At 67.8% G+C, this 11,224-nt stretch carries 8 protein-coding genes; 1 reads left to right on the top strand and 7 read right to left on the bottom strand.

The window, feature by feature from the left end:
* Nucleotides 1–331 precede the first annotated feature (331 nt).
* The 6 genes from AC1DNC_RS07255 to AC1DNC_RS07230 all read right to left on the bottom strand — a co-directional run bounded on the left by AC1DNC_RS07255 (nucleotide 332) and on the right by AC1DNC_RS07230 (nucleotide 8,265).
* Entirely contained in the window at nucleotides 332–1,624 is a 1,293-nt protein-coding gene (locus tag AC1DNC_RS07255; RefSeq protein WP_476861873.1) for a hypothetical protein, read from the bottom strand.
* Between the two features lie 115 nt (nucleotides 1,625–1,739).
* Nucleotides 1,740–2,810, bottom strand: coding sequence for a Gfo/Idh/MocA family protein (locus AC1DNC_RS07250; RefSeq protein WP_476861872.1), 1,071 nt, complete (start codon nucleotides 2,808–2,810; stop codon nucleotides 1,740–1,742).
* Between the two features lie 98 nt (nucleotides 2,811–2,908).
* On the bottom strand, nucleotides 2,909–4,009 hold the full coding sequence (locus AC1DNC_RS07245) for a substrate-binding domain-containing protein (RefSeq protein WP_476861871.1): 1,101 nt from the start codon (nucleotides 4,007–4,009) through the stop codon (nucleotides 2,909–2,911).
* 64 nt (nucleotides 4,010–4,073) lie between these two features.
* Nucleotides 4,074–5,342 (bottom strand): multiple monosaccharide ABC transporter permease, encoded by a 1,269-nt coding sequence (mmsB, locus tag AC1DNC_RS07240; protein ID WP_476861870.1) that lies wholly within the window; start codon nucleotides 5,340–5,342, stop codon nucleotides 4,074–4,076.
* Nucleotides 5,343–5,387: 45 nt separating this feature from the next.
* On the bottom strand, nucleotides 5,388–6,944 hold the full coding sequence (mmsA, locus tag AC1DNC_RS07235) for a multiple monosaccharide ABC transporter ATP-binding protein (protein ID WP_476861869.1): 1,557 nt from the start codon (nucleotides 6,942–6,944) through the stop codon (nucleotides 5,388–5,390).
* A gap of 130 nt (nucleotides 6,945–7,074) precedes the next feature.
* On the bottom strand, nucleotides 7,075–8,265 hold the full coding sequence (locus tag AC1DNC_RS07230; RefSeq protein WP_476861868.1) for an ROK family transcriptional regulator: 1,191 nt from the start codon (nucleotides 8,263–8,265) through the stop codon (nucleotides 7,075–7,077).
* A 332-nt stretch (nucleotides 8,266–8,597) separates the two neighbouring features.
* On the opposite strand from AC1DNC_RS07230, the gene AC1DNC_RS07225 reads away from it, so the two are divergent.
* On the top strand, nucleotides 8,598–9,407 hold the full coding sequence (locus tag AC1DNC_RS07225; protein ID WP_476861914.1) for a nitrilase-related carbon-nitrogen hydrolase: 810 nt from the start codon (nucleotides 8,598–8,600) through the stop codon (nucleotides 9,405–9,407).
* Here AC1DNC_RS07225 and AC1DNC_RS07220 read toward each other — a convergent pair.
* Complete coding sequence (locus AC1DNC_RS07220) at nucleotides 9,386–11,104, bottom strand: PucR family transcriptional regulator (RefSeq protein WP_476861867.1); 1,719 nt, start codon at nucleotides 11,102–11,104, stop codon at nucleotides 9,386–9,388. The two genes, AC1DNC_RS07225 and AC1DNC_RS07220, sit on opposite strands and share 22 nt — an antisense overlap.
* Nucleotides 11,105–11,224: the final 120 nt, after the last annotated feature.

The following is an 11,224-nucleotide window of genomic DNA, read 5'->3' as shown; positions in this document are numbered from 1 at the left end:
AATCCCCCAGCGGACCCAACGACTTCGCTCCGGCGGCAACAGACCTGGACGGGAGCGGCCACAGCTTACGGTGGCCGTCCCGCGGGCGGTTCTTGGACCGGAACAGGGCGCAGCAGCCGGCTTGGGCATTGCCGCAGGGAAATGCAGCGTGACGGGACCGGGGCGGACGCGGAGTGCGCTGAGACGGCGCGACTAGGCGAAACGTTGGGGCCGGGTACCCGGTCGCGGACGGTGGTGTCCATGGGGAAATCTCCTGAATGACTGGTGGCGGGCGCATGAAGCAACCCAAAGGACCGTGCTCTGCGCAGGAAAATGGCAGAGGACGGCCCTACTAGTCAGGAGAAGACCCGGGATCGGCGGCGACAGCAGGATGGACGTGCTGCAGCGGGCCGCTGATGGGGTCGGTGCCCGTTGGGGGGACGAGGAAGAATGCGTTCGGCGTCCAGGCGGCGGTGCCGGAAGGCGCACTGGACGTGGAACCGCTGCCGGATCCAGATCCGGGGGTCGGGGGGAGGGCAACCGGGGCCGGCAGCCCGGTGTCACCGCCGTGGGGGCGTGGCGCGCCGTTGCCGCCGCTGGGCGCCGTGGGTGCGCCTTCGCCGGTCGACCGGGGCGCGGCAGGAGTGCGGCTCCCGGTGGCCAGGACCCCCGGCAGGCTCCCGTGCCACTGGGCTTGGGGCAGTGCCAGAAGCGGTGCGTAGCCGGAGCTGGCCGACACGTAGCCGGCGTCGGCACTGACGCGGGGCGCCGGGGCTGTGGTGCCCGGACCTGCGGCCAGCGCAGGGCTGCCCGCGGTGGGCGCTGCCGGCACGGACTTCACCGGGCGGACACTCGGTGCCCCCGCAGGGATAACCTGGGCCGGGCCGGCCGCCGGACCCGGGACCGGGGGCACCACTACAGGCGTTGCCGGCGGCGTACCGGGAGCTGGCTGCCCCGCGGGCGCCGAAGGATCAGGAGCGGGCTGGATGACCGGCAGGGAGCCGGTGCCCGTGGCCGGATTGCTGACCGGAACCTCCGGGTCAACGGCCGGCGGCACCGGGTTGGGGGCGGGGCTGGGAGAAGGGCTGGGGGCTGGTGCGGGCGCGGGGTCTGTTGGCGGGACGGGCGCCGGCTCAACCACCGGCGGGACGGGGGCCGTCTCAGTGACCGGCGGGACGGGGGCCGCCTCAGTTACCGGCGGAACGGGCGCCGGCTCGGTGACCGGCGTGACCGACACAACTTCAGTCAGCGGCGGGACGGGGGATTCGATGAGTTGCGGGGCCGGTTCCGTCGCGGGCAGCGCAGGGGCGACCGGCACCGGGTCGGTGGCCACGTCGGCGACGGGTGCCGACGTGACTGGGACTGGAGCCGGGGCCGGAGCCGGAGCCGGGGCCGGAGCTGGAGCCGGGGCCGGTGCCGTGGCCGGAGCCGGGGAACTGGGGGAGATCGGATCATCGGCCTTCGGCAGTTGGATCATGGTCGCGATGGCCGAATTGGGGGCGAATGAAACGGCGCTGGAAATCCTGGGTGCGTCGGCGTTCGCCGTGGCTGCGGAGAGCGCCAGCCAGGTCAGCCCGGCTCCCAGGGCCAGCAGGCCCCGGCGCAGGAAGCGGCGCGCACGGGGCCTGCTAGCTGCAGATTCCATGCGCAACACACCTCCCCGAAATCTATCGACGATTGGACTACAGGGTAAGTCCGGGGCCCCGGGCGAGTCCAGAGGCGACGGCAAATTCGGGCCCTGAAAGCCCGGAAAATCAGGGTCAGCGCGCGTCGTTCGGGTAGCTCACTCCCAACTGGGCGCGGACGCCGTCGAACAGCCTCATGGTGTTGAGGGAGTCCTCCAGTGGCATCACGGGGCTTTCGGTGAGTCCCTGCTGGATGCAGCGGGTGACCTCGCGGAGTTCGTAGCTGTAGCCGCGGCCCACCACACTGAACTGTTCCGTGCGCGGCTCATCGAAGCCGACCCGCACGATCAGTTCCTTGGGGTTATTGACCGAGCCCACGCTTTGCAGGAACCCATTGCTCCCGGCCACCGTGGCGGCGCGGGGACCGTGGGCCAGGAGCGAGGAAGTCAGCTGGGCCTGTGCGCCGTGGTGGTAGCCCAGCGTCAGCGCGTTTTGAGCGTCCACGCCGTCGTCGTTGATCCAGCCGGTGGCACTGACCGTCTGCGGGAAGCCCAGCGTGCCCAGCGCCCACAGCAGGGGATAGATGGTGATGTCCAACAAGGCGCCGCCGCCGTCCCTCGGAGCCCAGAGCCGCGAGGTGGGGGAGTAGGGCGCAGGAAAGCCCAGGTCGGCACTGACCCATTTGACCTCGCCGATCTCGCCCGAGGCGGCGATCTCGAAGGCCCGCTGCATGCTGGGCAGGAACCGGCTCCACATCGCTTCCATCAGGAACAAGCCCCGTTCCCGCGCCAGCTCCACAAGCTCGGTGGCCTCCCGGGCGTTCACGGTGAGGGCCTTCTCGCAGAGCACGTGTTTGCCGGCCTGCAGCGCGGCCATTGCGATTTCGTGATGGTGGGCGTGCGGCGTGGCGACATAGATGACGTCGACGGCGTCGTCGGCCAGCAACCGCTCATAGCCGGCCTCGCCGTCGTGATCCCCGTAGGCCCGGGTGAAACCGTAGTCGGCCGCAAACGCGTCGGCGGCGGCCTGGCTGCGCGAGCTGACCGCGTACAGCTCCGCATCGGAGAGCAATTCCAGGTCCCGGGTCACGGCGGCGGCGATCCCGCCGGTGGCGATGACACCCCAGCGCAGGCGGGCGCCCGTGGCGCTCCGCGGGTCCTGGTCGGGTTGATCGGACAGCCAGGGCCTGGCGATGTGGGCGCTCATGCTGCCATCCTCTCACCCGCGCATGAAAAGAGCCCCGGCCCTCCCGCGGTGAACTGGTCACTGCGGAGGAGCCGGGGCCCTAGTGGTGAAGCGTCAGGCTACTTGGTGATCGGTCCGAGTACCGGATCGTCGACGTAGGCCGTCTTGACGTTTTCCTTGGTCACGATGACCGGCTCCAGCAGGTACGCCGGGACGGTCTTGACCTTGTTGTTGTAGGACTTGTCATCGTTGATCTCAGGCGTCTTGCCGGCCTGGATGTCCTTGACCATGGTGATCGCGTGCTCGACGAGCTTGCGGGTGTCCTTGTTGATGGTGGAGTACTGCTCGCCGGCCATGATGGACTTGACGGATTCAACCTCGGAGTCCTGCCCGGTGACAACCGGCAGCGGCTTGCCGGCGGCCTTGACCGAGGTCAGGATGGCGCGGGCCAGCGTGTCGTTCGGGGACAGCACGCCGTCAAGCGTGCCGCTGCCGTAGGTGCCGGCGAGCAGGGTGTCCATACGGCGCTGGGCGTTCTCGGCCTTCCAGCCCTGGGTAACGGCCTGTTCGAAGGACTTCTGGCCCGACTTGACCACAAGGGTGCCGTCGTCGATCTTCGGCTGGAGCACCTTCATGGCGCCGTCGAAGAAGACCTTCGCGTTGGCGTCATCCGGGGAACCGGCGAACAGTTCGATGTTGTACGGGCCCGAGGGCTTCTTGGCCTTCATGCCGTCCAACAGTGCCTGGCCCTGCAGCTCGCCAACCTTGAAGTTGTCGTATGCCACGTAGTAGTCCACGTTGGGGGTGTTCAGGAGCAGACGGTCGTACGCGATGATGGTGGCGCCGGCGTCCTTGGCCTGCTTGAGCTGGGTACCCAGCTGGGCGCCGTCGATGGCACCCACGATGATGACCTTGGCACCCTTGGTGACCATGGCGCTGATCTGGTTCTGCTGTTCCGAGACGCCGCCGTTGGCGAACTGCACATCAGCCTTGAACCCGGCACCCTTGAGGCCGTCGTTGAACAGCTTCTCTGCCAGCACCCAGTTTTCGCTGGTCTTCTGGGGGAGTGCGACGCCGATCGAGGAGTCCTTGGGGAACGCCTCGCCACCGCCGCTCGCGCCACCGGAAGTTCCGCTGTCGGAACGGCCGCAGGCTGTCAGCGCCAGTGCCGCAATAGCAGCGATTGCTGCTGCCTTTCCTGCTTTACCAATCATTTGCATTGCTTGGTTCACTTTCTTTAGATGGTGTTCGGAGATTCAGGGGTTAGGGGAGCCAGTCAGCCGATCAGGCTTCCTTGGCGATGACCTCTTTGGTGGAAGTGGTCTCGTCGGGCTTGATCTCGTTGCCGCGGCCGAAGTTCTTCATCATCATGCCGATGATGGACCGCTTGCCCTGGGACTTGTTGTAGACATCGAAGGCGACGGCGATCAGCAGCACGAGGCCCTTGATGATCTGGGTGAGGTCGGCGCCGACGCCGAGCAGCTGCAGGCCGTTGTTCAGCACAGCCATCACGAGGCCACCGACGATCGAGCCGATCACGGTGCCGACGCCGCCGGTCACAGCGGCGCCGCCGATGAAGACTGCGGCGATGGCGTCAAGTTCCCAGCCGACGCCGTCGAACGGGCCCGATGCGGTGGAGCGGCCGACGAAGATCATGCCGGCCAGGCCGGCCAGGATGGACATGTTCATCATGACCAGGAAGTTGACCTTCTTGGACTGCACGCCGGAGAGTTCGGCCGCGTGGCGGTTGCCGCCGACGGCGTAGATGTGGCGGCCGACGATGGTCTTGGAGGAGATGAAGCCGTAGACCAGGACCAGGACGGCCAGGATCAGGCCCGGGATCGGGAACGAGGTGCCCGGGCGGCCGGTGGCGAACAGGTACGTCGCGTAGAGGATGGCGCCGCAGATCAGGACGAGCTTGGTGATGGACACCCAGGCCTCGGTCACCTCGGCGCCCAGGGCCTTGGCCTTCCGGCGGGAGCGGATCTCGCTGACGATCACGAACGCCACGCCGGCCAGGCCCAGCAGCAGGGTCAGGTTGTTGTAGCCCGTGTTGGGCCCGAACTCAGGCAGGTAGCCGGAACCGATGTACTGGAAGTCGGCGGGAACCGGGATGGTGTTGGACTTGCCCACGAACTGGTTGAAGCCGCGGAAGAGCAGCATGCCGGCCAGGGTGACGATGAAGGCCGGGATGCCGACGTAGGCGGTCCAGAAGCCCTGCCAGGCGCCGATCAGGGCGCCGAGCAGCAGGCCAAACAGGATGCCGAGGTACCACGGGATGCCCCAGTCCTGGATCATCAGGGCGACGCTGACGCCGACGAACGCCGCGACCGAGCCGACCGAGAGGTCGATGTGGCCGGCGATGATCACCAGCACCATGCCGATCGCGAGGATCAGGATGTAGGAGTTGCCGTTGAAGAGGTTGATCACGTTGCCCGGGGTGAGGGTGTTGCCCCCGGTGGCGATCTGGAAGAAGACGATCAGTGCAACCAGGGCGAAGATCATGCCGAATTGGCGGGTATTGCCGCCAAAGAGCTTCTTGAGCGCGTTCATTTTGTCAGTCCTTGTTGTCCGGAATGTTCTGGATGGTCCAGAGGGTCAGGCAGTCTTGCGGGCGGAAGTCATGAGTTTCATGAGGCTCTCCTGGCTGGCGTCCTCTTTGTTCAGCACGCCGGTGATGGCGCCTTCGAAGATGGTGTAGATGCGGTCGGAGAGACCGAGCAGTTCCGGGAGCTCCGAGGAGATCACGATTACGCCCTTGCCCTGGTTGGCCAGTTGCTGGATGATCCCGTAGATCTCGTATTTGGCGCCGACGTCGATCCCTCGGGTCGGTTCGTCCAGGATCAGCAGATCCGGGTCGGTGAACATCCACTTCGCCAGCACCACCTTCTGCTGGTTGCCGCCGGACAACTTGGCCACGCCTTCCTCAACGGACGGCGTCTTGGTGCGCAGCGACTTGCGGTACTGCTCGGCGACGGTGAATTCCTTGTCGGCGTCGACGACGTTGTGCTTGCTGATCTTCTTCAGCGCCGCCGAGACCGTGGTGGCCTTGATGTCGTCGAGCAGGTTCAGGCCCAGGGACTTGCGGTCCTCGGTGACGTAGCCAAGGCCGGCGTCGATCGCCTGCTTGACGGTCTTCAGGTGCAGTTCCTTGCCGTCCTTGTACACCTGGCCGGAGATGAAGCGGCCGTAGGAGCGGCCGAAGAGGGACCGTGCGAGCTCGGTGCGCCCGGCACCCATCAGGCCGGCGAAGCCGACGATCTCGCCGCGGCGGACGAAGAAGTTCGAGTTCTTGCAGACCAGGCGGTCCTGGATCTGAGGGTGCCCCACGTTCCAGTTCTTGACCTCGAAGAACGTCTCGCCGATCTTGGGCTCATGGTCCGGGAATCGGGATTCCAAGGTTCGGCCCACCATGCCCTTGATGATGCGGTCCTCGTCGACGCCGTCGGCCTTGACGTCCAGCGTCTCGATCGACTTGCCGTCGCGGATGATCGTGATGGAGTCGGCGATCTGCTCGATCTCGTTGAGCTTGTGCGAAATGATGATGGAGGTGATGCCCCGGCCCTTGAGGCCCAGAATCAGGTCCAGCAGGTGCTGGGAATCGGATTCGTTCAGCGCCGCGGTGGGCTCGTCCAGGATGAGGAGCTTGACCTTCTTGTTCAGCGCCTTGGCGATTTCGACCAGCTGCTGCTTGCCGACGCCGATCTCCTTGACCGGGGTGTCCGGGTCCTCGCGCAGGCCCACCCGGGCGAGCAGTTCGGTAGAGCGGATCCGTGCCTCGGCCCAGTCGATCACCCCGCGCTTGGTGGGCTCGTTGCCCAGGAAGATGTTCTCCATGATGGAGAGTTCCGGGATGAGCGCCAGCTCCTGGTGGATGATCACGATGCCGGCGTGCTCGCTGGCCCGGATGTCCTTGAACTGCTGGACCTCGCTCTGGTAGACGATGTCGCCGGTGTAGCTGCCGTAGGGGTAAACGCCCGAGAGCACCTTCATGAGGGTGGATTTTCCTGCGCCGTTTTCGCCGCAGATGGCGTGGATCTCGCCGGCCTTCACCCGCAGGTTCACCTCGGACAAAGCTTTAACGCCGGGGAACTCTTTGGTGATGGAGCGCATCTCGAGAATTATCGGATCGCTGTGCGTGTTGAGGGACGTCATCTGCCCTTACGCCTCCAATGCATGACTTCGTTGTCCGCCCCTGCAAACCGCAGGGCCGTCTGATGGAAAAGTAAACTGGATCACGCCGTTGTCGTCAAGTCTTTAACGCAACAGCTGGGTAACGGCTGTTTTAGTTTCGCCTGATTCCGGCGTGTTGGAAGACCAGGGCCGTCGCCCCCAGGGCCTCCGCACGGTCGCCAAGCGAGGACATGGTCAGGACCGTGGTCTCGCCGATGACCGGGACGGCGTGCCGGACCAGGCCGCGGCGGATCGGGTCCAGGAGAAGCTCGCCGAGACCCGCCAGCGGGCCTCCGACGACGATCACTTCCGGGTTGATCAGGTTCGCGACGTTGCCCAGCGCCCGCCCGGCGGCGAGCCCTGCGTCGTCAATCACCCGCATGGTGGCCGAATCGCGGGCGAGGGCCTTCCGGACGATGTCCTCGGCGGTCAGCGGCTTGTCCTCGCCCCGGCTCAGGAGCTCGATCATGGTGGTGGTGGAGGCAATCGTTTCCAGGCAGCCACGGTTGCCGCAGCGGCAGACCAGGCCGTGCTCGTGGATGGTGGCATGGCCGATTTCGCCGGTGATTCCGACGTTCCCGTAGTAGGGCATGCCGTTGAGGATCAGGCCGGCACCGATGCCCGAGCCGATCTTTAGGAAGAGCAGGTTGCTGATGCCCGTGTGCGGGCCCCAGGTCACCTCGGACAGGGCGCCAAGATTGGCGTCGTTATCGACCCAGACCGGGAGATCCAGGGCTTCTTCGAGGCGCTGGAGGATGTTGATGCCCACCCACTCGGGCAGGATGGCGCCTTGCGCCACGGTGCCGGTGCGGCGGTCGATCGGGCCGGGGATGCCGACGCCGGCACCCACCAGCGCGCTGCGTTCGACGCCGCTGTCGGCCAGCAGCCGGTCCAGCACCCCGACGGCGGCCGTGATGCCCTCTTCGGCATGGTGGCCGAGGGGCAGGAGGACCGATTCCTCGGCGATCACGTGGTAGCTGAGCGAGGCCAGGACCACCCGGAGGTGGCGGCGGCCGAAGTCGATGCCCACGGCGACGGCGCCGTTGCTGTTGAGCCGGACGTTCAACGCGCGGCGCCCGGAGCTGGTGGTCGGTTCGGTGGAGGCGAGCCCGGCATCCTGCATGATCTTGACGATGTTGGAGACTGTGGCCGTGGAGAGGCCGGTCTGGCGGGCCAGTTCCGCCTGGGTGGACGGGCCGGCCAGCAGGCATTCGATGATCCGCTGCTGGTTCAGGTGCCGGAGGGCGGACTGTGACCCGGGGTTTTTAGTGCGGCTCCTCGTTGAGCGCGTTGGTGAGGGCATGCAATGAAGAGTGCCCCATCGGCGTCTTGTAGTCAAGAAGTTAACGCAACGGCCCGGGCGCGTCGCCGTCTCCGTTCAGCCTGCGTGCCTGCGCGGAAGGGGCCGTTCGGCCCGGACAGCCCTGCCTGCCGGCGCGATCGCCCCTCGGGCCCGGGACGGGCCCGCTACCGCGTGTGCTGGGCACCAGTCCCGCGTCCGCTGCCGGGACGTTCCGCCCTGCCCGGCCGCCAGCCGGGCCGAATTGCACCGGGCCCGCCGGTGCGGGCCGAGGTTAGGCTGGAAGAAACCCCGCGGCGAGCATGCCGGGGCGTCCAAAGAATCCCAAGGTGGTAATGGTGCTGCTGGCCCTCATGCAAGCGAACTCGGCCGTGCTCGATGTGGCGGCGAACCTGGCCACCGTCGAGGAGGCGGCGCGCGCAGCATCCGCGGCGGGCGCGCAGCTGCTACTGACGCCGGAGCTCTTCCCGGTGGGTTACGCGCCGCGCCGGCTGCGGGCGGCCTGGGATTCCGCCGAGCTTCCGGCGCTCCGAGCGGCCCTCGCCGACGTAGCCCGGCGGCACGACATCGGGCTGGTGTACAGCCTGCCTGACGTGACCCCGGCGGGGGAGTGGCACATCGCGGCGACCCTGGTGGACGAGTCCGGCGACGAGCTGCTCGGCTACCGGAAGGTGCACTTGTTCGGCCCCGATGAGCGGGCTGCGTTTTCGGCCGCCGTCGAGGCCCCGGCCGTCGTCGGGTTCCACGGACTGAGGGTCTCGCTGGTCATCTGCTACGACATCGAGTTCCCCGAGTCTGCCCGGGCCGCAGCCCTGCGCGGCGCCGAACTATTGCTGGTGCCTACGGCCCTCGCCGGCGGATTCAACGCCGTGCCGGAGGTGCTGGTCCGGGCCAGGGCGCTGGAGAACCAGCTGACCGTTGCCTATGCCAACCACACCGGAGTGGAGGACGGCTGCGAGTTCCGCGGCGGCAGCATCGTGGCCGGCCCCGACGGCGATGTCCTGGCCGCGGCCGGACCCGGCGCGGAATTGGTGTTCGCCGACGTCGGTGTCCCGGCGGTCGCCGCCGCGGACTCCGCTGCGGACGGTGACGTGGCCTACCTGCGTGACCGTCGCCCGGACCTCTACCGTTCCTGGGGAGTCTGAGCGGCGGCGACATCCCCGGCGTCGGTCCGCTCCGGGGCGGCCTGGTACTGGAGTGCGACCCAGAGCTCCGCGCGGGCCTGGGCCCGGTTGAGATCCAGGCCCAGCAGCTCGGCAATGACGCCGACCTGACGGCGGACGCTGTTGCGATGCAGCCCGATGGCCTTCGCGGTGGCGTCCCAGCTGCCGTGCTCGCCGAGCCACGCGCGCAGGATCCCGAGCAAAGCGTCGCGCCGGTCCGGCTCGAGCTCGAGCAGGGGTGCCAGCAGGCGGTCCGCGAGCAGGGTGCCCGCCTCGGGGCCGAGAAGGCCCGTCACGGACCAGGTGACATCGTCCTCCCGAACGCTGCGGCGGCCCGTGAGAACCTGGTTCCGCAACGAGGAGGCCCGGCGGTAGGAGTCAGCCAGACCCTCGAAATCGGTCACCCCGCCAATCACCAGACACCAGCCCAGCCGTTCCACCTCGGCGAGCAGGGCGTCATCGACGCGGAGCCGGGTAATGGCGGCGAAGCCGTAGTCGGTGAGCTCCACCAGCTTGGTGTCAAACAGCCGGCGCCATTCGAGCAGCTCCCGCACCGGGCCTTCACCCGTCCGGCGCGGAGCATCCGAGGGCCGGGCGCTGCCGGCGGGGGTGCCGAGCCGGAGGCCCTGGACGACGCGCAGCTGCCCGGACCGGGTTGAGGAAATGCTCTGGGCCAGCAGGTCCTTCAAGCCGGTGACGTGCCGTGCCGTCCCGGAAACCAGGCTGTCCCGATGCAGCAACAACGCTGTGGCCAGCTGGCTCGGGGCCAGCGAACCGCTGGTGCGCTGGCGGACCAGCAATTCCAGCAGTCCGACGGTGGTGGAGACGACGCTGTTCTGCGCCGGCGTCAGCGGTGCGTCGGTGCCGAGGATGAGCGCGCCAAGGTTGGCGTCCCGGGTGCTGCGCAAGGGATGCCCGAAGACCAGCGAGGAGCCGGCGGCGTCGAACGAATCCATCTCCACCCGGGGGCCGCTGCCGGCGAGCAGCCGGACGAGCAGCGGCTGCAGTGCCGCCGAATCGACGCCCGCTGCGGCGCCCGGGCCACCGGGTCCCGGGCCCGCGGCCCGGGACCCGGTGGAACCGGCTGCGCCGCGGGCACGCACCCGTCCGTCCGCGCCGAACAACACGGCCCAGACGGGGACACGCTGCACGAGGGCCGCGAGGAGTTCATGTTCGGGGCGTGCGGACAGGACCGCGCGCATCAGCTGACGGTTGGTCTCGGCGAGCTGGCGGAAGGTGCGGGCGTTGTCGGATTCCAGGAGCCGGGAGAACTCGAGCCCCAGGGCGGCGAAGGGCAGATTGCCCGGGATGGCCACGAGGGTCAGCCCGTGCCGGCGGCAGGCGCTGACCACGGCCTCCGGGACGGCGTTGAAATAGGGTTCCAGGCCGAAACCGAGGGCCCCCACCCTGGCCCGGACCAGACGCTCCACGTAAGCATCCACCGCGGCCTCGGTGCCGCCGGCGCCCTCGAACGGCAGCCCGGCGGTCAACAGGAACTCGCCGTCGAGCAGGTAAGGGGTGGGGTCGTCGAGCTCGCTCGGTTCAACCCAGCGCAAGCGTTCGTCCGCGTTGCCGGCGTCGTGCAGCACAACCAGGGACGGGAGTTGGCGCAGGAACTGTGCCAGCGTGACGAAGCCTAAGCTCTCGGCGTCGTCAGCGGCCACGGCCGGGGCTTTCATGGAGGCAGTCCGAGGACCCCGGCGCCGGTGCATTACGTCTCATGAATGATGACTATAGGTCATTTTGCACCGCGGTGAGAGGTGGCTCACACGCCTAGGGTAGGTCAGGGGAAACCGACC

This window comes from Arthrobacter sp. 01N442, from assembly GCF_056399345.1.
Note: the sequence above shows the minus strand (reverse complement) of the source record. Positions and strands in the feature narration are given on the sequence as shown.

Excerpts from the sequence above, each read along its gene's own strand:
- AC1DNC_RS07255 (WP_476861873.1), bottom strand. The coding sequence starts at position 1,624 with ATGGAATCTGCAGCTAGCAGGCCCCGTGCGCGCCGCTTCCTGCGCCGG.
- AC1DNC_RS07250 (WP_476861872.1), bottom strand. The coding sequence starts at position 2,810 with ATGAGCGCCCACATCGCCAGGCCCTGGCTGTCCGATCAACCCGACCAG.
- AC1DNC_RS07245 (WP_476861871.1), bottom strand. The coding sequence starts at position 4,009 with ATGCAAATGATTGGTAAAGCAGGAAAGGCAGCAGCAATCGCTGCTATT.
- mmsB (WP_476861870.1), bottom strand. The coding sequence starts at position 5,342 with ATGAACGCGCTCAAGAAGCTCTTTGGCGGCAATACCCGCCAATTCGGC.
- mmsA (WP_476861869.1), bottom strand. The coding sequence starts at position 6,944 with ATGACGTCCCTCAACACGCACAGCGATCCGATAATTCTCGAGATGCGC.
- AC1DNC_RS07230 (WP_476861868.1), bottom strand. The coding sequence starts at position 8,265 with ATGCCCTCACCAACGCGCTCAACGAGGAGCCGCACTAAAAACCCCGGG.
- AC1DNC_RS07225 (WP_476861914.1), top strand. The coding sequence starts at position 8,598 with ATGGTGCTGCTGGCCCTCATGCAAGCGAACTCGGCCGTGCTCGATGTG.
- AC1DNC_RS07220 (WP_476861867.1), bottom strand. The coding sequence starts at position 11,104 with ATGAAAGCCCCGGCCGTGGCCGCTGACGACGCCGAGAGCTTAGGCTTC.